Origin of the sequence: Candidatus Brevundimonas colombiensis (assembly GCA_029202665.1) — a bacterium.
Taxonomy (GTDB): domain Bacteria; phylum Pseudomonadota; class Alphaproteobacteria; order Caulobacterales; family Caulobacteraceae; genus Brevundimonas; species Brevundimonas colombiensis.
Window position 1 is genome coordinate 1,733,266 of record CP119326.1, and the last position, 22,784, is coordinate 1,756,049.

Below are 22,784 nucleotides of genomic sequence, written 5' to 3' on the forward strand. Positions count from 1 at the left end.
CGCCGAAGACGGTTGCGGCCAGGATGCGTCAGGCGGCGCGGGATGTGATCCAGCGTCCGTCGGGCAGACGCTCCACATGGCCATAGCGGTGCAGCGTCGCCAGGACGCGCGTGATGCGCGGCTCCAGCCGGGAGCCGCCGCTGAACCGGAGGGCGAGTTCGGGCGGGGCGACGGGGCCGATGGTTTGAAGGGCGGCCTGTATGGCCAGCGGCTGCTCGTACCGGTCCTTGGGAAAGGCCGGGCGGGCGCGTTTGGTCTGGGCGGCCAGCGGCACCAGCGACAGCGAGCGGGCCTGCGCCGGGGCCAGTCCGCTGCGCGGCTGTTGATAGGCGGGACGCAGCCAGCGGACACGGCCATTTCGTTCCTCGGCAGCGCGTTCGTCGTTCAGAGCGACCAGATGGGCGACGGTCTGCGCCTCGGTCAGGGTGTCCGGCCAGCCGTAGGCGCCGAGGGTCAGACGATCGACGACGTCATGCAGGTCGCGCAGGATGAGGATCAGGCCCCGCTGTTTCACGTCTTCGGCCTTGGCGTCGAGCGGAACGCCGGACCGAACCTGCTCCAGACAGTTGTAGAGGCCGGTCAGGGTCAGGTCGGGATGATCGGCGAGGACGGCGCGGCGGTGGGCGTCCAGGGCTTCGCCCGCCTCGCGCAGGCGCTGGCGCATGGTCTCGTCGCGGGGCGGGAAAGGGAAGGGGTCGAAGCAACGGGATTTCACATAGACGGCGTCACGGTCATAGACGCCAAGCTTGCCCGCATTGGCCAGATACCAGGCCGTATGCGTCCGGGAGCTGAGTATGGCCAGATCGGCGGCGTCATCGAGGGCGAAGGCGATCAGCTTGTTGTCGGGCAGAATCTCGGCGTCGAGGAACTGGAACACCCGGTGCTTGGCGGTTTCGACCGTGGCGATGTAGCGGTGAAGGCCTTCGATCGCGGGCCTGAAATCGGACCTCGGTTCTCCGAACGTCCACCAGTTGTCGCGGTAGCAGGCGCGGCGGTTGGCGTCGCGACCAACAAGGACGCCCTGGTCGTCGCGCAGCTCTTTCACCTGTTCGACCACATGCTGATAGGCCTCTGGGAAGTGCAGGCGCAGGTCGTCCGCCGTCAGGCCGAAGAAGTCCAGCACCCAGGCGTCGCGAGATCGCCCGGTCAGGTCGCGGCCGTTGCGATAGGGGCGGATGTGACGTTCCAGCCCGGGGCGGCGTCCAAGGCCGAGCGAAATGGCGAGGGGCTTGGTGACGATGAAGCCGGAGCCATGCAGTTTGACGCCCGGCGAGCAAAGGCCGGACGACGCCTTCAGCGCCAGGGCCTTGGTGACATCGACGCCGATGGTCAGGTCCGCATTGATGCGGCCGGAGCAGACGGCCAGTTCGATGACGGGTTCATCCGTATCCAGCGCGGACTCGGATACCCGCGTCAGCAGCGTGCCGTCGTGACGGCCGGCCTGAACAACGGTCATGGCGATGCGGACGGCGGCGCTGTCGCGGCTGGCCTTGGTCCAGGGGTGGTCCGGCGCTGCATGGATCAGGCTGAGCGGGCGAGGGCCGTCGAGCCAGCGCTCGACGGTGCGGCGCTGGAACACCTGGGTGATCGAGTTGGTGGTGACGAAGCCGAAGCGACGCAGCGTCGCGCCGGGCCGCGTCAGGATGTCGGCGGCCTGATCCCACCAATACATGACCAGATCGGCGCTTTCGTTCATGCGCGGATGCGCCGCCCACAAGGCTTCGGCATAGCCCGGGTCCAGTCGGGAGCGCAGGTCCTTGCCGCCAATGAAGGGCGGGTTGCCGACGATGAATTCCGCCTCGGGCCATGTCGCCGGTCGGGGATTGGGCCACAGCTGAACCGGCGCGCCGTCGTGATAGCCGGTCACCACCGCCGGGGCGCCATCCCAATCCAACGCGGCGTCGGTGCATCTTATGTTGCCGTGCGCCTTCAGGATGGGTTGGGACGGGTGACCTGTGTGGTTGCGGTAATGCTGCTGCAGAAAACCGATCCATAGCACGACATCGGCGATGGCCGCGGCGCGCGGGTTCAACTCCAGCCCCAGGAACTGATGCGGATCCACCGTATCCAGGGCCAAGGTGTCCGATTGGCCCAGGTCCAGCAGCGTCTGCAGGACTTCGCCCTCCAGCTTTTTCATCTGTTCCAATGCGACGTACAGGAAGTTGCCGGTGCCGCAGGCCGGGTCCAGCACGCGCGTCCGGCACAGGGTCTGGTGGAAGGTCTTGACCAGTCGCACGGCGCCGCGCGCATCGCCTTCGTCACAGGCCATTTCGACGCTTTGCTGAACCTGTGACCAGTCGGCGCGCAGCACCTCCATCACCGTTAGCTCGACCATATGTTCGACGAAGCGGCGCGGGGTGTAGTGGGCGCCCAGCCGGCGGCGTTCGGTCGGCTCCAGCGCGTGCTCAAGCAGGCTGCCGAAAATGGCGGGCTCGACATCCTTCCAATCTTTGGAGGCGGCCAGGATCAGGCGGCGAATCTCCGGCGCGCCCAGAGGAAAGGCGCGCGAATCCGCGAACAGGTTGCCATTGATGTGGGGCAGATAGTCCCCGAAACCCGAGTAGAACCTCTTGGGCCTGGCCGGCTGATCGAAGCGGGTCCACATATCCTCCATCATCGGGGCGAAACGCGCTGGAGAACGGACGCAGCCCTCCAGCATCTCGACCAGCCTGGGTTTGGGGATCAGATCGACGTCGGCGATGAAGATGGTGAAGATGCACCGCATCAGAAAATGGGCCGCATCCTGGGCCGAAACCCCCTGCTGCTCCAGTCGCCGCGAGATGACGCTCAGTTCGTCGGCGATCTCACGGGTGACGACGGCGGCGATCCGCGCGGGGTCCAGACTGTGCGGGTCGGTCCAGATGGCGCGCAGCCTGGCCTGAATTTCAGGTCTGGCCAGATCGGCGTGGGTGAACCGATGGCCCAGGCGATCGGGAAAGGGGGCATAGCCCCGACCCGTGCCGGAAAAATCCGCCCAGACTTCGAATGAATGCGCCACGTCGCAGATGATGACGAAGGGCGGTGCGACATGATCGGCCGGCAACATCGACACATAGGCGAACGCCTGAGCGCGCGCATTCCGGATCAGGGTGTCCCAGCCGGGGCCGTGCGACAGCGGGGAAGGGTTGGGCAAATCCCCGAACGGCGACAGCTTCGATGTGCCGCACAGGCGCGACTGTTTCGCCTCCATCAGGAAGCAGCCGCGCTTGTAGAGGTCGATGCGTTTGGGGTGGCCCGAATGGAAGCTGGGACGCACGGCGCGCTCGAACACATAGTCGTTGTGCAGCGTGGTCGCCCCGGCCGGGTCGGGCGGCGGCAAACCCAGCGCCCGCAGCAGCCCCAGAATATAGGGCGCGGTATTGGCGCGTTCGGCGCCGCCTTCCGTATTCGCCCAGAACGCAATGAAGGCGTCGATATTCATGCAGCCCCCGCGTGCGATGATGCAATAACACACGTAGAAATAGTATTTGCAAGATCGCAGGTTGGGCCGTCCGTCCTTGACAGGGTCGTACAGTATGTCGCATACACTGTGTATCGTACACTATATGGCATCCGGGGCGTGATTTTGGGCCAGAATGAAGAGGCGCTGCTGTTCGAGAGCTTGCGGCTGGAACTGCGGCGGGGGTCGTTGATCCTGGCCGTGTTGGCCAGCCTGAGGCGCGAACAATACGGCTATTCGCTGCGGGTCGCGCTGGGCGAGGCGGGGGTCGAGATGGAGGAGAGCACCCTGTATCCGCTGCTGCGTCGGCTGGAGAGCCAGGGTTTGCTGGACAGCGAGTGGCGCGAGGAAGAGCGGCGCAAGAAGCGGTTCTACCGTCTGTCGCCGCGTGGCGAAGCGATGCTGGCGCGGCTGGCGGCGGAATGGCGGGCTCTGTCGGCCTCGCTGGAGAAAATGCTGTGAAGAACGGGATCGGAGGAGGGACAGGGATGGACCTGGTGGAACGCTATTTGAACGCCGTGGCGGCGCAGCTGCCCAAGGCTGTTCGCGAGGACATCGTGGCGGAGTTGCGCGACGAGATCATGGGGCGGCTGGAGGCCTTGGAAGCGCGGTTGGGGCGCGCGCCAACGGACGGCGAAATCGAGGCCCTGCTGCGCGAGGTGGGGCATCCGTTGAGCGTGGCGGCCCGCTATCGCCCCGGGCCGCAGGCGCTGATCGGGCCGACGCTCTATCCGTGGTGGCTGTTCGGGGCAAAGGTCGGTCTGGTCGTCATGGCCTGCGTCACCCTGGTCGGTCTGGCGGTCCGGGTGCTGGTCGGGGATGTCTATGTGGGACAGGCTGTGGGCCAGGCCTTCGCCAGCCTGTTCAGCGGCGCCGTCACCGTGATCGGTCTGCTGACGCTCGCCGGTTTCTTCCTGGAACGACAGGAGAAGAAACCCGACTTCATCGCCAACTGGCGGGTCAAGGATCTGGGCGTGTTCGAATTGGGCGGCGACTTCGACCCGGAGCGCTGGACCAGCGAACGGATCGCCAGGGGCGAATGGTTCAGCCGGGGGCGCGAACACCCGTCGAAATCGGGTCGCGAGGTTCGCAAGGGCGCCCAGATGTCGCCTGTCGCGCGCGCCGTGGCCAGCGCTATCGGCTGGTCGGTCTTGCTGCTGTGGTGGACGGGCCTGCTTCAGATTCGGCCGATCCAGCCGGAGGAATGGGCCGGCGTCGTGGACGGCGTGAACTATGGCCGCATCCTGGGCCAGATGTTCGCCGCCGCCTACTGGCCCGTCATCCTGTTCGCTGTGTGCCGCATCGGTTTCGACCTGATGCGCGCGGTTTCTGGCGGGAATGTGCGGCTGACGGCGGCGGGCGATATTTTGTTCGGTCTGGCCGCCGCCTGGGGCGTGCTGTGGATCTGGTTCTGGTCGACCCTGTCCCCGGTGATCTGGGTCGGCACGGCGACGGACTTCTACCAGAGGGTGAGGCTGCTGTTCGAGCGCGATGGCGATCACGTCGGCGGCCTGGCGACCCTATTGATGGTGGTCGTGGTCTGGGCCTTTGCGGTCGAGGTGGCGCGCATCGTCGGGGCGTCGGCGCGTCTGATCGTCGGTGCCGAGTCGAAGACGGCTTGACGCCGTGTAACCTATAGGTGATATGTAACCTCAAGGTGACTTGAGGAGGTTGCGATGACCAATGACGAAGCGAACGCCGTGCGGCGGGTGACGACGGAGCGAGGGCGATGCTGGTGGGCCGGCGTCGCCCTGGCTCTCATCGGCGCCTTGGGCCTGATCGGCGGGACGGGGTTCGCCTTGGTGAACGGAACCGACGGCGACCGGGCGACGATCGCCGGAGTCGCGGCGGGCATGGGCCTGGCCTTCATTGTGCTGGGAGGGCTTGCGATGTGGTGGGGCCGGCCGGGAAGGCCGGTCGATCCGGCCGCCAGTCGCGACAGCGTCCGTCGCGAAAAGCTGCAACGCGAACGGACGCGCCAACTGGTGGTCTTCCCCCTGGTGCTGCTGATGTTCATGGCTCAGGCGCAGATGGGGATGCAGCGGGTGCTGGGCGGTGATCACAACCTGGGCGCCTATGTGCAGATTGTGTTGCCCGTCCTGTACGGCTGGCTGATCCCGGTTTTGGTCATGGGTTGGGACCTGCATGCCCGACGCAACCGCCGCCTGCTGGAGGACGAACTGACCCAGGTCATGCGGGCGCGTTCGATGATCCTGGCCTTCGTCGTGTTGATGGGCGGGATCACGATGGCGCTCGGCCTTGGGCTGTGGCGGGCCGACTACGGGGTGATGGCGCTGCCCTATGTGCTGGCGCTGGGCGGCGCCACGGCGGGTTTGCGCTTCGCCTGGCTGGACAGGGAGGCCGGCCGCGATGGGTGATCCGCGCCTGGGGTCGCGGCTGAAGGACGTCCGCACCGCCGCTGGCCTGACGCAACAGGCGCTGGCCGACAAGGCCGGGGTCTCGCGCAAGACTATCAATACGGTGGAGAACGGGGTCTTCATTCCCTCCACTCTTTTGGCTCTGGATCTGGCGCGGGCGCTGGAGACCACGGTGGAGGCGCTGTTCTTCCTGAAGGACTGATCCGATCCATGTCCGAAAACCGCGAGACATGACGCGCGGGGCGGGGCATCCTGCCTCCTATGGACACAGGTCTGGATCAGGACGCCTGCTGGCGCGCGGTGGTGGCGAGGGACGCCCGTTTCGACGGGCGCTTCTTCACCGGCGTCGTCTCGACCGGCATCTACTGCCGTCCGGTCTGCCCGGCGCGAACACCCAAGCGCGAGAACGTGGTCTTCCACCGCACGGCGGCGGCGGCGGAGGCGGCGAACCTCAGGGCCTGTTTGCGCTGCCGGCCCGAAACGGCCCCCGATTTCGCGGGCTGGCGGGGCGAGACCGCGCGCGGCGGCGCCTGGCGCGGAACCTCCAACACGGTCAGCCGGGCGCTGGCCCTGATCGAGGCGGGGGCGCTGGACACGGGCGACACGGAGGCCCTGGCCGGACGCCTGGGTCTGGGCGAACGTCAGTTGCGCCGTCTGTTCCGCCAGCATCTGGGCGCCGCCCCGGTCAGCGTGGCCCAGACACGGCGCGTGCTTCTGGCCAAACAGCTGATCCACGAGACCGATCTGTCCATGGCCGATGTGGCGCTGGCGGCGGGCTTCGGCAGCGTGCGGCGCTTCAATGAGACGTTTCAGGCCCTGTATGGACGCGCGCCGTCGGATCTGCGGCGTCGCAAGTTTGACGGCGAAGTCGGCGGCGAGGCGGGCGGAACGATCAGGATCGGCCTGGCCTATCGCCCGCCCTACGACTGGCCGGCCATGATGGACGCGCTGGCGACGCGCGACGCAGAGGACGAAACGGTGGCCGACGGTGTTTGGACGCGACGACTGCGCGCGGCGGTGGACGGCACGGACGGATCAGTGACTGTCCGTCCGGCCGCCGAGGGCAAGGCCGCGGTCCAGGCGCGGATCGGCGAGCTGAAGGCCTTGCCGGGCGTCCTGGCCCGCATACGGCGCGTGTTCGACCTGGCCGCCGATCCCGAGGCGATCACGCGCGACCTGTCGGCCGATCCCCGGCTCAAAGCGGCGCTGCAGGCGCGGCCGGGGCTGAGACCGGCGGGCGACTGGATTGACACGGGCGAGGATGCACCCAGCGACCGGCTGACGACGACCGACGGCGATCTGCTGGCGCGCGCGGAGCAATGGCGGCCGTGGCGAGCCTATGGCGCCCTCTATTGGACCTTGAGTGAAGGAATGGCGAAATGACCCCGCAAGAGACGGCCCCTGCCTTGACGCTGACCCTGGACCGGATCGCTTCGCCGGTCGGCGAGGTGCTGGTCGTGACCGACGCGGACAGCGCGGTTCGCGCACTGGATTTCCACGACTATGAGCCCCGGCTGCGGCGCTTGCTGAACCGGCACTATGGCGCGGTTGCGTTGAGCGAAGGCCGGGCGCCGCAGCTGGTGCGCGACGCCGTGGCCGCCTGGTTCGGCGGCGACCTGACCGCCTTCGACGGACTTGAGGTCCGCACCGGCGGCACCGTGTTTCAGCGCGCGGTCTGGCGGGCCCTTCGCGACATCCCCCCAGGCGAGACGCGCACCTATGGCCAACTGGCCGCCGCCATCGGCGCGCCCAAGGCGGTGCGGGCGGTCGGCCTGGCGAACGGCGCAAACCCCGTCGGCGTCATCGTGCCCTGCCACCGGGTCATCGGCGCCAACGGAACCCTGACCGGCTATGCGGGCGGCCTGGAGCGCAAACGCTGGCTGCTGGCGCACGAGGCGGCCGGCCGGCTGCTTTAGCGGGTCGGAGGCGGCGGGACCGGGGACAGGGGTGCGACCACCTGGGGCGGGGTGGGCGCCGCCCCGGCCTTCAGCTGTGAAATATACTCCAGCTCGCGTTTGGCGTTGGCGTCGTCCGGGTCGATCGCCAGCGCGGCGTCATAGGCGGCCTTGGCCTCGTCCAGCCGACCCAGTTCGATCAGGCTGAACCCCCGGCGGCGATGAAACGGCCCGCGATGCAGGGTCATCAGCAGATCATCGTCGGCCAGGGCCGCGTCCGCCAAGGTCAGAGCGTCGTCCCACCGGGCCAGTCCCTGCAAGGCGGCCGCCTTTTCGACCAGCAACAGCCAGTTCTTGGGCTGAACCTTCAGAACGCGATCCAGATAGGCGATGCCCTCCTCATAACGACGCGCCTCGACCGCTTCGGAGGCGAGCATCAGGGCGATGTCGCCATAGACGTTCGGCATGGCCGTCGCGCCCTTGGCCTCTCCGCCCTTCGCGGCGGCGGACACGGCGACCATGCTGACCAGCACATCGCCCGGATCGGTCAGTCGAACGACAGTCTGACCGTCCTGCTCGAACGCCTGTCCGTAATCGGCCGGCATGCGATCCAGCGCCTGGCGCAGAGCGGGAAGGCGGCGGGCGAGGGCCGGATAGCCCTGGCGCTGAAACTCGGTGTTGGCCCGCACGAACAGGTCGTGGTCCTGGCGTTCCTGTCGCGACATCTGCGGCGCGGCGGCGACGGCGGCGGATGGGCGCGCCAGCGTCGGGCTCGTCGTCAGCACGGCCGTCGATATCGCCAAGGCCGCAGCCAGAATTTTCAACATCGCGATCTACTCCCCCAGACCGGGTGAAGCCTAACCACAACCTGGGGGCGGTTGCGAGCCCATCCTGCGCGGCGGGTGTTCAGCGCGTGGAGCGGAGCGGCGCCGCTCATGGCCTTTTTCGACGACGCGTCCGCGACATCGGGCCTCTTCGCCGTCAGGCAACGGCATGGGCCTGGGTTCGTTATCTCCAACCCGAAAGAGACTGGAGAACCGATGATGAAACTTTCCAATGGCGCGCTGGTGGCCGTGGTGGACGGCGAGAAACTGGCCCTGTTCAAGAACACGAACGGATCGGACATCACCCTAGTCCCGCTGGAGAATCCGCCCATCGCCGACCGTGTCTCCGGCTCGGCGGGACGCCGTTCCAATGAGGCCAATCCCGACAACGACACCCAGGCGGAGGACGGGTTCGCCATGGGCGTGGCCGAGGTGCTGAACAAATGGTCGGTCACCAACAAGACCGACGAACTGCTGGTGATCGCCGCGCCCAAGACCCTGGGCGAACTGCGAAAACATTGGCACAAGGATTTGCAGAGCAAGCTGGTCGGCGAGATCGCCAAGGACCTGACCGGCCATTCCACCGACCAGATCGCGACGGCCATCGCCAAGGCGTGAGGCTGAAGCCGATGCATAAAGGGGGGCGCCGCAAGCGCCCCCTTTTTTGTCGTCAGTCCTTGATCTCTGCGGTGCAGGGGCCGTCGTCCGGCCCCATCGCGCCGTCGCAGCGACGGGCGGCGACCAGCGGCCGATCCGTCTCGACCAGTCGATTGCGACCGTCCGCCCCTCGCTGCAGGGTGAAGGCGTCATAGAGACCGCCGTCGGCGGTGAAGGCCTGGAAGGCGATATGGTCGTCGGCGACGTCGATGACCTGATAGAGTTCGGTGTTTTCGGCGGCGCGCACCGGCTGGGTGTCGGCGCGGTCGTTCAGCCCGTACATCTTGGACCCCGTCACCGAGACCAGATAGACCGGCCCGACCGGCTGTCCCGCATCGGACGCCGCGCGAGACGCGGCCGCTCCGGCATCATTGGAAACGCGGGCGTAACAGTGATCATGGCCTTGCAGGACCAGATCGACTTTGTGGCGTTCGAAGATTGGCTTCCAGGCCGTCTTCAGGGCGGCGGTGTCGTTCGGCCGCGCGCAGGTGAAGATCGGCTGGTGCATCAGGACGATGGTCCAGCGGGCCGTATTCTCGGTCAGCACCCGCTCCAGCCAGGCGGTCTGGCTGTCCAGCGTGCCCAGGTCGATGGCCGAGGTGCCGTCCAGCACCACGAACCGCGCGCCCTGATAGTCGAAGACATAGGAGGTCGCCTCGGCGCCAGCCGCGCCATTGGCGGGCAGGGCGTGGTGGGGCGTCCAGCCCGGTCCCAGCTCGCGGGTCTCGGAGCCGTCAGCGGCGATGGCGTCGCGATACTCGTGATTTCCGGCGGCGACCGCCTGGGGGATCATGGCGAAGGCGTAGCCGCCCGCCTGGGTCCATTCGCCGTATTCGTCGTCGTTCACCTTGGTCTCGCGCTGGGCCACCTGGTCGCCCGCATGGACCGCCAGGGCGACCGGGCCGGACGACAGGAAGGCCTGGCGAATGACGCGCGATCCGATCTCCAGAATGTCGTTCTGGGTGTCGCCGAAATAGAGGAAGCGGAACGGCGCAGGCTCGGCCTTGGCGGTGGTGAAGGGCAGCCATTCCGACCAGCCGTCGGCCGCCTTCACCCGATAGACATAGCGGGCGCCCGGCGTCAGGTCGGTGAAGCGGATGTGGTGGTGATGGGCGGGCCCGTTCTCGGCCGTAGCGGCGAGGGTTTCCCCCGTCACCGTTCGGGCCGCATGGCCCAGCAGGGGGCCGGCGATATCCAGGGCGATCTGGGCTTCCGCGCGGGTCTGGCGCGTGTCGGTGCGCCAGGCGACGGCCATCGCGCGCGCGGCGTCGGCGCCGGGCGACAGCACGATCCGGTCGGCCCAGCCCTTGGCGGCGTAGCGGCCGTTCGGCGCCTGGGCGGGCGGGGGCAGGGGATCGGGATCGGGCGGCGCGACGATCTGGGCCTGGGCGGCGCCCGCGCCGATGAGCGCGCAAAGCGCGATGGTCGAAAACAGTCGCATGGCGGTCCCCCGATCGATCCGAGGCCAGCTAGGGGCGTCGCGTGTCGAGTCGGCGACGAAGATGCGACGGTTTCGTCATGATCGCTCCGTCCCCATGCGACGGATCGTCGCCGCCCGTTCCTCAGACGCCGTCCAGAAACAGGCGGCAGGCGGGATTGTCGGTCTCCTCGACGTAGGGATAGCCCAGGTCCGCCAGGGCGGCGGCCAGGCGATCCTGATCCTGCGGCGGCACGCTGATCCCGGCCAGCACCCGACCCACATCGTCGCCATGGTTGCGATAGTGGAACAAGGTCAGGGCCCAGGCGGGTTGCAGGCTGTTCAAAAAGCGCAGGAAGGCGCCGGGCCGTTCAGGGAACTGGAAGCGCAGGATGCGTTCGTGCGGCAGGCCCACGGTGCGGCCGCCCACCATGTAGCGGACGTGCAGCTTGGCCGTCTCGTTGTCGCTCATGTCCTCGACGGCATAGCCGCCTGATCGCAGGGCGGCGATCAGGTCGTCGCGCTCGTGCGGGCCGTTTCTCAGCGCCACCCCGACGAAGATCTGGGCCTGACCGTCGCCGGACCAGCGATAGTTGAACTCGGTCACCGCCCGGCCGTCCAGACTGTCCAGGAAGCGGCGATAGTCGTCGCGGTCGTCTTTCATCGCCACGGCCAGCAGGGCCTCGGCGCCCTCGCCGATCTCGGCCCGTTCGGCGACATGACGCAGCCGGTCGAAGTTGACGTTGGCGCCCGAATTGATCGCGATCAGAGATCCCTTTCTGAAATCGGGGCCGGGATTGGCGGCCGCCCAGGCCTTCAGACCGGCCAGGGCCACGGCGCCGGACGGTTCGGCGATGGCACGGCTGTCGTCGAAGATGTCCTTGATCGCCGCGCAGATGGCGTCGGTATCGACCAGCACGATCTCGTCCAGCAGGGTCTTGCACAGGTCGAACGTCCGTTCGCCCGCCCGGCGCACGGCCACGCCGTCGGCGAACAGGCCGACCTCGTTCAGCGTCACGACTTGACCGGCGTCCAGGGCGGATTTCATCGTCGGTGCGTCGACCGGCTCTACGCCGATCACCCGGGTCTCGGGCCTCAGGAATTTGACGATGGCGGCGACGCCGGCGGCCAGGCCCCCGCCGCCGATGGGCACGAAGACTGCCTCGATCGGATCGGCGTGCTGGCGGGCGATCTCCAGCCCCACGGTGCCCTGGCCGGCGATGACGTCGGGATCGTCGAACGGATGGATGAAGACCGCCCCGGTCTGCTCCTCCAGCAGTCGCGCATGGGCATAGGCCTCATCGAAACTGTCGCCATGCAGCACGACCTCGCCGCCCAGCGCGCGCACGGCCGCAACCTTGATGCCCGGCGTGGTGGTCGGCATCACGATGGTCGCGGGCGTATGGCGTCGCGCCGCCGCCAGGGCCACGCCCTGCGCGTGATTGCCCGCCGAGGCGCAGATGACGCCCCGCGCCAGTTCGCTTTCGGACAGGCCGGCGATCTTGTTGTAGGCGCCCCGGATCTTGAACGAGAAGACCGGCTGCAGGTCCTCGCGCTTCAACAGGATGGACCGATCCAGTCGCGCCGACAGACGGCGCAACGGATCAAGCGGCGTCTCCTCGGCCACGTCATAGACGCGGGCGGTCAGGATGCGGCGGATGGTGTCCTGCATGGAAATATCGAAAAGACGCTGAAGTGGGAAACGAAACGGGCTTTCGTCTAGGCGATCGCCCCACTGTTGGGCAAGGTTTTTGCGCCATTGGCTGGGTTCGTCCGTGGTCCACGTCACATCCGCGTCTGTTTTCTCTTGCGCGGGGTCTGCATCGGCCTACATTGATCCTGCTTATGCTAACTCTGAGCATAAGGGTAGGGAGAAGGCGGTCATGGCGGACGGCATGTTCGGTCTGACGAAGGATCTGGAGCGGGAGACCGCCGGGGTGTGGGCCAAGGTCAGGGACCACGTCACGCCGCTGGAATGGCCCGAGCAGGCGCGGCTGATCAGCGAGATCAACCGGCTGAAGCGCGAGCGCGACGCCGTGATCCTGGCCCACAACTATATGACGCCGGAAATCTTCCACGGCGTCGGCGACTATGTCGGTGACAGCCTGGGCCTGGCCAAGGAGGCCGCGCGGTCGGACGCCAGGGTCATCGTCCAGGCAGGCGTCCACTTCATGGCCGAGACGTCCAAGATCCTGTCGCCGGAGAAGACCGTGCTGATCCCCGATCTGCGCGCGGGCTGTTCGTTGGCCTCCTCGATCACGGGGGCGGACGTGCGGCTGATCAAGCAGCGCTATCCGGGCCTGCCGGTCATCACCTATGTCAATACGACCGCCGAGGTGAAGGCCGAGACCGACATCTGCTGCACCAGCGCCAACGCCGTGCAGGTGGTGGAATGGGCGGCCAGGGAATGGGGCGTGGACCGCGTCATCCTGATCCCCGACGAGTTCCTGGCGCGCAATGTCGCGGCCCAGACGACGGTGGGGATCATCGCCTGGAAGGGCCACTGCGAGGTCCACAAACGCTTCACCGCCCAGGACATCGCCGACATGCGCGACGCCTGGCCCGACGCCGAGGTTCTGGCCCACCCCGAATGCCCGGAGGAAATCCTGGCGGCGTCCGACTTCGCCGGATCGACGGCGGCCATGACCGACTATGTCGAACAGCGCAAACCCAAACGGGTGGTGCTGATCACCGAATGTTCGATGGCGTCCAACATCAAGGGCGACGTGCCCAACGTGGAGTTCGTCGGCCCCTGCAACCTGTGCCCGCACATGAAGCGGATCACGCTCCAGAACATCCGCGACTGTCTGGTGAACCTGCAGTTCGAGGTGACGGTGCCCGAGGAGATGATCGAACGCGGGCGTCTGGCGGTGCAGCGGATGATCGACCTGCCGCCGCCCGCCGTTCCGGCGCGCTACGACATCGTCAAGGCGCGCCATCACGTCGATGTGGAGCTGATCTGAGGCGCGGCGTTCGGTCCTGTCGTCAGGGCCGGGCGCAACGCCCATCTGGACGCCATGAGCGACATCGACACACCCTCCCGCAAGCCCGGCCCCTGGGACGCCCAGCCAGCGGCGCCCCGCACGCCCGAACCCGCCGTCGCCCCGGCTGTCGCCGAACGGCCGGCCGATAAGGATCAGAGCCTGATACTGGCCCTGGCCTCGACGGCGCTGATGGGCGGTTTCCTGTGGTGGATCAGCGGCAGCGCCGTCGTCGCTGGGGCCGTCCTGATCGGCCTGTTCGTGCATGAGGCTGGGCATGCCCTGGCCATGAACCGGCTGGGCATGGGACCGGCGCGCATCTACATCATCCCGTTCCTGGGCGGTCTGGCCAAGGCGCGGCGCGAACCGAAGAGCGAATGGCACGGGGTTCTGGTGTCGCTGGCCGGGCCGGCGTTCGGCCTTCTGGCCATGATTCCCTTCGTCGCCGTGGGTCTGGTTCTGAGGCAGCCCGAATGGCTGGCCGGCGCCTTCTTCATCGCCCTGCTGAATCTGGTGAACCTGGTTCCCGCTCCGCCGCTGGACGGGTCCAAGGCGCTGGGGCCGGTGCTGACGCGGGTGCATCCCCGGCTGGAGCAGGCGGTGTTGCTGGCGGTCGGCGTGGCCGTGGTCTGGTGGGGCGTGTCCACGGGCCGGTTCATCCTGGCCGTCTTCCTGGCCCTGTCGGTCTTCGCCCATCTGAAGCGCGGCGTCTGGCGCGCGGCCTGGGGCACGCTGAGCTGGTCCGAGGCGGGCAAGAGCCTGGCCCTGTATCTGCTGACCCTGGCGATCTGCGCGGCGGCGTCGATCGGCGCCCTGTTGCCCCTGACCGAGGGCGACCCGGCCGGGGCGGTGCGGCTGGGACTGAGTTATCTCGGGGTTGGACGATGAACCGGATGCGACACGACGGCCCGCTGATCGTCGGTGCGGGCCTGGCCGGTTTGTCTGCGGCGCTGGAGGCGGCGCGGGCGGGGGCGCAGGTGCTGGTGGTCACGCCCGAGCCGCTGCTGAACGCCTGTTCCTCGGCCTGGGCGCAGGGCGGCATGGCCGCGGCCCTGACGGCCATCGACTCCCCCGAACTGCACGCGCGGGACACCGAGGCGGCGGGCGCCGGTCTGGTCGAGGCGACGGCGGCGCGGGCCCTGACCGGCGTGGGACGTCAGACGGTGGAATGGCTTGCCGCCCTGGGCGCCCCGTTCGACCGGGATGCGGACGGCGGCTTCGTCGTCAGCCTGGAGGCCGCCCATTCCACCCCCCGCGTGGCGCGGGTCGGCGGCGACGGCGCGGGCCGGGCCATCCTGTCGGCCGTGGTCGCGGCGGTGCGGGCTGAAAAACGGATCACGATCTGGGACGACGCGCGGCTGAAGGCCCTGACGCAGGACGCCGACGGCCGGGTGGTCGGGGCCGTTATCGCGCGCGGACCGACGGGGCGCCGGGTCGAGATCACGGCGACGGCGGTGGTTCTGGCCGCCGGGGGGGCGGGCGGCCTGTTCGCCGCCACCACCACGCCCTCGGCCCTGAAGGGGGAGGGGATGGCCCTGGCCGCCCTGGCGGGCGCCGAGATCATGGATCCCGAGTTCGTGCAGTTTCATCCCACCGCCATCGACGTGGGGCTGGACCCGGCGCCGCTGGCCACCGAGGCCCTGCGCGGCGAGGGCGCACGGCTGATCGACGGCGAGGGGCGGTTCCTGCTGGGCGCGGCGGACGACGCCGATCTGAAGCCGCGCGACGTCGTGGCCCGCGCCGTTCACGCCGCGCGCATCGAAGGGCGCGGGGCCTATCTGGATGCGCGAACCGCCATCGGGGACGAGTTCCCCCACGCCTTTCCGGCCGTCTTCGCCGCCTGTATGCGCGCCGGCCTGGACCCGCGTGTTAGCCCCATTCCGGTGATGGCCGCCTGCCATTATCACATGGGCGGGATCGCCGCCGACGTGGACGGACGCACGACGGCGCCCGGCCTCTACGCCGTGGGGGAATGCGCCGCGACCGGGGTGCATGGCGCCAACCGCCTGGCCTCGAACTCCCTGCTGGAAGCCGCCGCCTTCGGGCGTCGCGCCGGGCGGGCGGCGGCGGCCCAGACGGGCGGTGGACGGCCCAACCCCGTCCGGATCGCGCCGGACCTGCCGGACGCCGCGTTGGCGGACCTGCGGGACGCCATGACGACCCACGCGGGCGTGGTGCGGACGGCCGAGGGGCTGGCGACCCTGATCGCCCTGATCGACGATCTGGAGGCGCGGCACGGTGCGGCGGCCGCGTTGCTGGCCGCGCGGCTGATCGCGCAGGCGGCGCTGGACCGGCGCGAGAGCCGTGGCGGCCACTACCGCGCCGACCACCCCGAAACGGCCGCCCGGGCCGAACATACGCGCGTGCGGCTGGCGACCCCGGCGGCGCTGGAGGCGGCGGAATGAGACGATTGCCCGACATCCTGATCGAACCGGTCGTGCGACTGGCCCTGACCGAGGACCTGGGCCGGGCGGGGGACGTCACCGCCATGGCCTGCATCCCCGAGGATGCGCGGATGACGGCGGCCTTCGCCAGCCGCAGTTTCGGCGTGCTGGCGGGCGTGGACGCCGTGCGTCTGGCCGTTCTGGCCCTCGATCCCCAGGCGCGGATCGATCAGCGCCTGTACGACGGCGACGCCCTGACGCCCGGAGCGGTCATCGCGGTGGTCGAGGCCGACGCCCGCGCCTTCCTGTCGGCCGAACGCACGGCGCTGAACCTGGTCGGGCGGCTGTCGGGCGTGGCCACCCTGACCCGGACCTATGTCCAGGCCGTCTCGGGCACGGCTGCGCGGATCGCCGACACCCGCAAGACCACCCCCGGCCTGCGCGCTCTGGAGAAGCACGCCGTGGCCTGTGGCGGCGGCATGAACCATCGCTTCGGTCTGGATGACGCCATTCTGATCAAGGACAATCACGTCGCCGTCTGCGGCGGGGTCGCCGAGGCGGTGCGTCGCGCCCGGACCTTTGCGCCGCATCTGATGAAGGTGGAGGTCGAGGTCGACGGCCTGGATCAGCTGGACGCCGTTCTGGCCCTGATCGACGAAGGCGCGGCGCCTGACGTGATCATGCTGGACAACTTCAGCCTGGCCGATCTTCGCACGGCGGTCGGTCGCGTGGCCGGCCGGATCGTGCTGGAGGCGTCGGGCGGGGTCGATCTGACCACGGTGCGCGCCATCGCCGAGACGGGCGTGGACGTCATCTCGGTCGGCGCCCTGACCCATTCGGCGCCGGTTCTGGATATCGGTCTGGACGCGCTTTGAGCCGCGCCACCGCCGCCGCCGGTCAGGCGGGGCTGGCGGCGGTTTCGGCCATCTCGGCCTTGGCGGCCGTCTCGGCGGGGCGGGCGGGCCGCGCGGCAGGGGCCGGGGCGCCGGTCGTGCGAGCGGCGGGCGGGGCCGGGGTCTGTGTCGGCGCGTTGGCCGGACGCGCCTGGGGCGACGCCGCGTGGGCGGTCGGAACGCTGAGACCATCTTGGGCCAGCACCAGCGAATAGGCCACGGCCTGCCCCGCCTGACGGGCGGTCTCCACCGGGTTCAGGCTGGCCTGAACCAGACGGGGACGTTCGACCTCGGACGACGGATGGGCGGCGTAGGTGAAGGCGTTGCTCCCGCCCGAACGTCCGCCGAAGCGATAGAACAGATGGCTGCCCACCTGGCTGACCTGCACCAGCGACGACCGCCAACCGGGCGCGACATGGGTGGTGTGGAAATGGGTGGCGTTGCCGACGCGGGCGAAGACCGACCCCGACAGGGCGCTGGACGCCACCGAACGCGCGCGGCTCCAGGCCGAGGCGTTGACCCGGCCGCGCATCGCGCCGGAACAGGTGAATGAGAACTGGCACCCGCTGCTGCGCGCGGCGCCCTGGAAGACCACGCCGCAGATAGTCTTGGGGAAGGCGGGGTGGCGAACGCGGTTCAGAACCACCTGGGCCACGGCCTTCATGCCGTCGGCGCCTTCGCCGCGCGCTTCGTAATAGACGGCCTGGGTCAGGCAATCCAGATCGCGGCTGGCGTCCAGCGCGTGGTCCATGCGGAAGGGGCGGGCGGGGTCGGGCGCCGTCAGGCTGGCGCGACGAAGATTGGAACCATCCGAGGTGCGAAGCTGTTCAAGACGAGCGGCCAGCAGTTCGGACTGGCGGTCGCGCTGGGCGGACCCAGCGCTGGTGTAGGGATCATGCCGACGCGCGATGGTCAGGGCGCTGGCGTCCAGACCGCCTGCGGCGGCGGCAAGGGCTTCTTCGGTGAAACCGGCGGAGGTCGCGCCCTGTATCCGCTCGGCCTGGGCGCGCAGCGTCGTCGCGCGCGCCGCCGTGCCGCCCAGATAGGCGCATCCGATCGCCAGACCCACCAGACCGCCGATCGCTGCGGCGGCCGTAATGGGCTTCATTCTGGCCACACGATCGGCGCGCAGAAAGGCGCGCGTCTGCGAAGAATGCGACAACGAGGTAGTCCTGTTCAGCAGGGCGAGAAACGCGGCCCCCGGGGGTAGTCTTGCCGGCCAGGCGACACTGGCGGTCGCTTTCCAGCCTGCAATTCCGGCGCTCGGCTCACTGGCCCGGGCGTCGAGGACGGGCCTATAGCCAGCCCTTTATGGCGGTAATGTGGTCGATTCGCAATCGGTTGGTTAAGCGACAGAAGCGTCTATGTATTTTTCAGCAGTCGCCTGCGATGTGACCAAAAACGGACGTTGGAGGTGCAATCGATATCGCCAATACTGTATTGCTTCATTTGTTCACTTTGTCACAAATCGGCGTATTTGATGTTGATGACTAAAAAACCGTCCCTGCATGGTTTTGAAATGTGACATCGCGTCTGATCCGTGACTGAAATCCGCCATCGGAACCGCGACACGGCTTTCGGCGTTCAAGCGTGGCTTTTGGAGAGAGACCTCATGAAAACCGTCATCACCGCCGTCGCCGTCCTGGGAACCCTGGCCCTCGCCGCCTGCGGGGCCACCATCGAACAGAAGGCCGCCAGCGGCGCGGTCGCGGGCGCCGTCGTCGGCGGCCCGGTTGGCGCGGCCGTCGGCGGCGCAGCTGGAACCGCGGTCGGCCAGTCGCAGAAGCCGCGCTGAGCCCTGAGCGGCGCGTCATTCGGAAAGGCGGCTCTCGCCGTCCGACGGGCGCGCCCTCTCTGTTCGGGCGGTGTTGCGCCCGCGCCGCCGCGACCCATTGAATCGGGCTTTGCCGTCGATTTCGTCGCCGCGAACCTTGATTTTTGCTCGCATATCGGCTTTGTGCGCCCCGCTTCAGGCCGCGCGTTTTCTTCGCCGCCTGACCCCCGACGGCCGCTCCTGGCCGCTCACAAGGAACCCTGACGCTTTCGCATGAAAGATCTGAAGACCGGATTCTCCGACCGCATTACCGCCCAGCAGGACGCCAAGAAGGCGTTGCTCGCCAAGTTCAAGCCCAAGGCCGCCGCGCCTGATCCCGAATTCGAAAAGCTGGCCGAGAAGCGCGCCGCCGAAAAGGAAGCCCTGCGCCAGCAGCACGAACTGGCCAAGGCCGAGCTTCGTCGCGAAAAGGCCGAGAAGGAAGCCGCCCGCATGGCGGCCGAACTGGCCGCTCAGGAAGAGATCGACGCCGAGAAGCGCGCGGACCGCAAGGCTCGCAAGCAACTGACCAAGGAAGAGCAGAAGGCCAAGCGCGACGCCCGCTACGCCGCCCGCAAGGCGCGTCGCTAAGCATCGCCCGCTTCTGAACGATCAACGCGCCGCAGGCTCTGCGGCGCGTTTTTCTTTTCCGGTCAGGCGACCGGCGTGGTCGTCAGCTGTTCCAGCAGACCGCGAAGCTGGTCCGACGAATAGGGTTTGCGCAGCAGCGGCCAGGGCGTGTCGGACAGCACCTCGTCCACATCCTCGCCGACATAACCCGACACCAGGGCGATCCGCATCTCGGGCCAGGATCGGGCCGCCGCGCGCGCCAGGTCGACGCCGCTCATCCCGCCCGGCATGACCACGTCGGTCAGCATCATGTCGAATGCAGCCTGCTCGAGCGCGCGCAGGGCGTCCTGACCGTTCTGGGCCAGATCGACGTCCAGACCCAGCTCTTCCAGGATTTCCAGGGCCACCGCCGCCACGCCCGGATCGTCTTCGACCAGCAGCAGCCGGCCGCCCTCGATACGGCTGGCGTCGGTCTCGACCGGGGCGCCGTCGCTGGCGGCCTCGTCAGGCGACAAGGGCGGCAGATAGAGCCGGATCTCCGCCCCCCGTCCCGGCGCAGAGACGATCTGCACCCCGCCGCCCGACTGGCGGGCGAAACCATAGACCTGGCTCAGACCCAGGCCCGTGCCCTTGCCGACGCCCTTGGTGGTGAAGAAGGGCTCGAATACCCGGTCCTGGATATCGGGCGACATCCCCTCGCCGTTGTCGATCACCGCGACGCAGACATAGGCGCCCGGCGCCAGTTCGGCGACCTGGCCGGCCGCGACCTGAAGCTCGCGCGTCTGCACCGTGATGCGCGCGCCGCCGCGCCCCTTGGGCCCGGTCACGTCGCCCAGGGCGTCGCGGGCGTTGACGATCAGGTTCAGCAGGGCCGCCTCGAACTGGGCGGGATCGACGTTGGCGCGCGCGCCGCCGCGCTTCAATTTGACCTTGAAGTCCACCGTCTCGCCCACCGCCCGACGCCACAGGGGTTCGCCCTCGCGGATCAGGGCGTTCAGGTCAATGGGCTCGGGCCGCAAGGCCTGACGCCGCGAGAAGGCCAGCAACTGGTGGGTCAGGCTTTCGCCACGGCGAGCGGCGGCCAGGGCGGCTTCGCCCAGCTTGCGGCGCTTGGCCGGATCGTCACTGCGCAGGATGATGTCCAGCGCGCCGATCACCACGGTCAGCAGGTTGTTGAAGTCGTGCGCCACCCCGCCAGTCAGCCGTCCGACCGCCTCCATCCGCTGGGCGTGCATCAACTGGGCCTCGGCCTGGGCCTTTTCGATCAAGGCTTCGTCGACCCGCTCTTCCAGCAGTTCGTTGATCCGCTTCAGATCGTCCTCGGCCCGTTTGGCGTCGGTGACGTCCAGACAAGCCCCCACATAGCCCTGGAACAGGCCGGAGGCGTCGAAGCGCGGCACCCCCTCTGTACGCAGCCAGCGCAGGCCCAGCGACGGATGCTGCACCCGGCTCAGCGCCTCAAAACGATCCCGCGCCTCGAAGGCGCGCATGAAGGCCGCCGAGAAGACCGCCTCGTCGTCGGCATGCACCAGGGCGCGCCAGCTGTCGGGCAGATGAACCTCGCCGTGCACGCCGAAGAAGGTGCGGTAACGACGATTGGCGAAGACCAGCTGGGCGGCGTCGTCGCTCATCCAGATCAGGGCCGGCGCGCTGTCGGCGACGGTGCGGAAACGGTTCTCGGATTCCTCCAGCCGGGCTTGGGCCGCGCGGGTCTCGGTCACATCGAAGGCGACGCCGACAAACCCGATCACCTCAGAACCGCTGAGGCGCGGGCGCGAGAACGACTTCAGCCAGCGCCACTCGCCGTCGTGTCGGCGATAGCGGGCCTCCAGCGAGAACGGCGCGTGCGAGGCCTCCCCCGCCACGGCTTCGGCCAGGATGCGCGCCTGGTCGTCGGGGTGGATGGCCTCGCGCCAGTCCAGGTCGCGCGCCGCCTCGTAACCCGCGCCGAAGAAGTCGACATAGGTCTGGTTTACGAAACTGCGCCTCGCGTCCTGACCGGTCACCCAGATCAGGACGGGGGCGGTGTCGGCGATGACGCGGAAGCGCTGCTCGCTCTCGCGGGTCTCGTTCTCGGCGCGGGCGCGCTCGACCTCGGCCCAGGTGCGGTCGGCGACCTCCTCGACCAGGCTGACCTGGGCCTCGGTCCAGGCGCGCGGCTGCGAGGCGTGGACATAGAGGAAGGCGCGCAGGCGGCCGCCTCGAATCAGGGGCGCGCGGATCAGGGCGCGGGTCTGGATGGCGTCGAAGGCGCCGGCGAAGGCGGCTGTGCGGGGGTCGTTGCGCACGTCCTCGATCTGGATCGTGCGGCCTTCGGCCAGATCCGCGATCAGGCCCTCGCCAAAGGCGTGCAGGCTGAACTGGCCCTGGGCGCTGGCGACGCCGGCGGTCCAGTCGCGTGTCATGGACACGACGCCCGCCGTCTGGTCGACCTCGCCATAGCCCACCCGTTCGGCGTCCAACAGGCCGCCCAGGGCGCTTTCGACCTGGCCCATGATCTCGTCGGGATCGGTCTGGTCGCGCAGCCGGTCGCTGAGGTCCAGCAGGAAGGCGTGGCGGCGTTCCGCCCGGGCCGACGCCTCCAGCGCCTCGTGGCTGTCGGTCACATCAAAGGCGATGCCGGTGTGACCCAGGAACCGCCCCTGTTCGTCGAACCGCGGGCGTGCGACGGCCCGCATCCATCGCCAGTCGCCGTCGGTCCCGCGCACGCGGGCCTCGAATGCATAGGGTTTGCGGTCCTTGGCGGCCTCGGCTTCCACGGCGTCGATCGTGGCCAGATCGTCGGGATGAAAGACCTGGCGCCACCCGCCGTCGGCCAGGTCCGCCTTGTCCAAGCCGTGCAGATCCAGGACAGCGGCGTTGACGAATTCGAACGCGCCGTCGGCGTTGCGCAGCCAGATGGGCGAGGGCGTGGTGTCGGCCAGATGCCGGAACCGGGTGTCGCTTTCGCTGATACGCAGCAAAGCGCCGCGCAGGGCCGCGCTGACCCCGGCCATGAACAAGCCGACCATGACGAAGTTGACGGTGGCGACGCCCGCGATGGCGTTGAGCACGCCGTCCTCACCGGTCGCGGTCAAACCCACGATGGCCCAGCCGCCGCCGATGCAGACGATCAAGGCCGTCAGAGCGGCCGTCCATCCGCCGGCCAACGCCGCCAGGCTGATCGCCGGCAGCAGAATCGAGAAACTGGTCACGTCGCCATAGACCGTCGACAGGGCGGCCCGACCCAGCAGGGCTGCGGCCGCGAACCCGAAACCGATCACCAGGCGGCTGAACATGGAAGGGGTCGACAACCGCGCCAAGCCAATCAGCCAGCTGTCCGCCGCCGCCATGCGCCACGACGACGCCCTGTCGTCCCTGGTTTTTCGCATCCCCGGTCCCGTCTCGATCAGGCGAACTCCACATAGCTTTACACCTTGCATCGCGACCGGCCACCCCATCTTGAACCGCGCCTGCCGACGCACGACGTAACGGTGGTCGCCCGGGCGCCGGAAATTGGTCTAGGTTTGCCGTTAAAAGGCGCGAACCTTTGG

The 22,784-nt window shown here is 68.5% G+C and carries 19 protein-coding genes; 13 read left to right on the forward strand and 6 right to left on the reverse strand.

Features of this window, described 5'->3' with window-relative positions:
• Positions 1–28: 28 nt before the first annotated feature.
• Positions 29–3,421, reverse strand: coding sequence for a class I SAM-dependent DNA methyltransferase (locus P0Y50_08175; protein ID WEK38531.1), 3,393 nt, complete (start codon positions 3,419–3,421; stop codon positions 29–31).
• Positions 3,422–3,529: 108 nt separating this feature from the next.
• On the opposite strand from P0Y50_08175, the gene P0Y50_08180 reads away from it, so the two are divergent.
• From P0Y50_08180 to P0Y50_08205, 6 genes are read left to right on the forward strand one after another with little or no spacing between them, the layout of a single operon-like run.
• A complete protein-coding gene (locus P0Y50_08180; GenBank protein ID WEK38532.1) occupies positions 3,530–3,901 on the forward strand; it encodes a helix-turn-helix transcriptional regulator in 372 nt (123 codons plus the stop codon).
• A 26-nt stretch (positions 3,902–3,927) separates the two neighbouring features.
• A complete protein-coding gene (locus P0Y50_08185; GenBank protein WEK38533.1) occupies positions 3,928–5,061 on the forward strand; it encodes a hypothetical protein in 1,134 nt (377 codons plus the stop codon).
• A 54-nt stretch (positions 5,062–5,115) separates the two neighbouring features.
• Entirely contained in the window at positions 5,116–5,817 is a 702-nt protein-coding gene (locus tag P0Y50_08190) for a hypothetical protein (GenBank protein ID WEK38534.1), read from the forward strand.
• Positions 5,810–6,019 (forward strand): helix-turn-helix domain-containing protein, encoded by a 210-nt coding sequence (locus tag P0Y50_08195; protein WEK38535.1) that lies wholly within the window; start codon positions 5,810–5,812, stop codon positions 6,017–6,019. The genes P0Y50_08190 and P0Y50_08195 overlap by 8 nt, the downstream gene beginning before the upstream one ends.
• A 59-nt stretch (positions 6,020–6,078) precedes the next feature.
• Positions 6,079–7,200 (forward strand): Ada metal-binding domain-containing protein, encoded by a 1,122-nt coding sequence (locus tag P0Y50_08200; protein ID WEK38536.1) that lies wholly within the window; start codon positions 6,079–6,081, stop codon positions 7,198–7,200.
• On the forward strand, positions 7,197–7,733 hold the full coding sequence (locus P0Y50_08205) for a methylated-DNA--[protein]-cysteine S-methyltransferase (protein WEK38537.1): 537 nt from the start codon (positions 7,197–7,199) through the stop codon (positions 7,731–7,733). Before P0Y50_08200 ends, P0Y50_08205 begins: the two co-directional genes overlap by 4 nt.
• On the opposite strand, the gene P0Y50_08210 is transcribed toward P0Y50_08205, so the two are convergent.
• The gene (locus tag P0Y50_08210; GenBank protein WEK38538.1) at positions 7,730–8,497 is read right to left on the reverse strand and encodes a tetratricopeptide repeat protein; all 768 of its coding nucleotides are present in this window, start codon (positions 8,495–8,497) and stop codon (positions 7,730–7,732) included. The genes P0Y50_08205 and P0Y50_08210 overlap by 4 nt on opposite strands.
• 255 nt (positions 8,498–8,752) lie before the next feature.
• Here P0Y50_08210 and P0Y50_08215 point away from each other — a divergent pair, with 255 nt between their 5' ends.
• The gene (locus P0Y50_08215; GenBank protein ID WEK38539.1) at positions 8,753–9,154 is read left to right on the forward strand and encodes a host attachment protein; all 402 of its coding nucleotides are present in this window, start codon (positions 8,753–8,755) and stop codon (positions 9,152–9,154) included.
• 52 nt (positions 9,155–9,206) lie between these two features.
• Here P0Y50_08215 and P0Y50_08220 read toward each other — a convergent pair whose 3' ends face one another.
• Both P0Y50_08220 and ilvA read right to left on the reverse strand, forming a co-directional pair.
• The gene (locus tag P0Y50_08220) at positions 9,207–10,634 is read right to left on the reverse strand and encodes a metallophosphoesterase family protein (GenBank protein ID WEK38540.1); all 1,428 of its coding nucleotides are present in this window, start codon (positions 10,632–10,634) and stop codon (positions 9,207–9,209) included.
• Between the two features lie 121 nt (positions 10,635–10,755).
• Positions 10,756–12,282 carry a threonine ammonia-lyase, biosynthetic gene (gene ilvA, locus P0Y50_08225; GenBank protein WEK38541.1) on the reverse strand — a complete coding sequence of 509 codons (1,527 nt, stop codon included), beginning with the start codon at positions 12,280–12,282 and terminating at the stop codon, positions 10,756–10,758.
• 211 nt (positions 12,283–12,493) lie between these two features.
• On the opposite strand from ilvA, the gene nadA reads away from it, so the two are divergent.
• The 4 genes from nadA to nadC are packed head-to-tail and all read left to right on the forward strand — an operon-like array spanning position 12,494 to position 16,850.
• Positions 12,494–13,573 (forward strand): quinolinate synthase NadA, encoded by a 1,080-nt coding sequence (gene nadA / locus P0Y50_08230; protein ID WEK38542.1) that lies wholly within the window; start codon positions 12,494–12,496, stop codon positions 13,571–13,573.
• 54 nt (positions 13,574–13,627) lie between these two features.
• On the forward strand, positions 13,628–14,479 hold the full coding sequence (locus P0Y50_08235) for a peptidase M50 (GenBank protein WEK38543.1): 852 nt from the start codon (positions 13,628–13,630) through the stop codon (positions 14,477–14,479).
• Positions 14,476–15,996, forward strand: a complete 1,521-nt coding sequence (locus tag P0Y50_08240; GenBank protein WEK38544.1) for an L-aspartate oxidase — start codon at positions 14,476–14,478, stop codon at positions 15,994–15,996. Before P0Y50_08235 ends, P0Y50_08240 begins: the two co-directional genes overlap by 4 nt.
• Complete coding sequence (gene nadC, locus P0Y50_08245; protein WEK38545.1) at positions 15,993–16,850, forward strand: carboxylating nicotinate-nucleotide diphosphorylase; 858 nt, start codon at positions 15,993–15,995, stop codon at positions 16,848–16,850. Before P0Y50_08240 ends, nadC begins: the two co-directional genes overlap by 4 nt.
• A 22-nt stretch (positions 16,851–16,872) precedes the next feature.
• On the opposite strand, the gene P0Y50_08250 is transcribed toward nadC, so the two are convergent.
• Positions 16,873–17,976, reverse strand: a complete 1,104-nt coding sequence (locus tag P0Y50_08250; GenBank protein ID WEK38546.1) for a cell wall hydrolase — start codon at positions 17,974–17,976, stop codon at positions 16,873–16,875.
• Positions 17,977–18,480: 504 nt separating this feature from the next.
• Between P0Y50_08250 and P0Y50_08255 the strand changes: the two genes are divergently transcribed.
• A complete protein-coding gene (locus tag P0Y50_08255; GenBank protein ID WEK38547.1) occupies positions 18,481–18,663 on the forward strand; it encodes a hypothetical protein in 183 nt (60 codons plus the stop codon).
• A gap of 252 nt (positions 18,664–18,915) precedes the next feature.
• A complete protein-coding gene (locus P0Y50_08260) occupies positions 18,916–19,272 on the forward strand; it encodes a DUF6481 family protein (protein WEK38548.1) in 357 nt (118 codons plus the stop codon).
• Between the two features lie 62 nt (positions 19,273–19,334).
• Here the strand turns inward: P0Y50_08260 and P0Y50_08265 are convergent, their stop codons facing one another.
• The gene (locus tag P0Y50_08265) at positions 19,335–22,622 is read right to left on the reverse strand and encodes a PAS domain S-box protein (protein ID WEK38549.1); all 3,288 of its coding nucleotides are present in this window, start codon (positions 22,620–22,622) and stop codon (positions 19,335–19,337) included.
• Between the last annotated feature and the right edge of the window lie 162 nt (positions 22,623–22,784).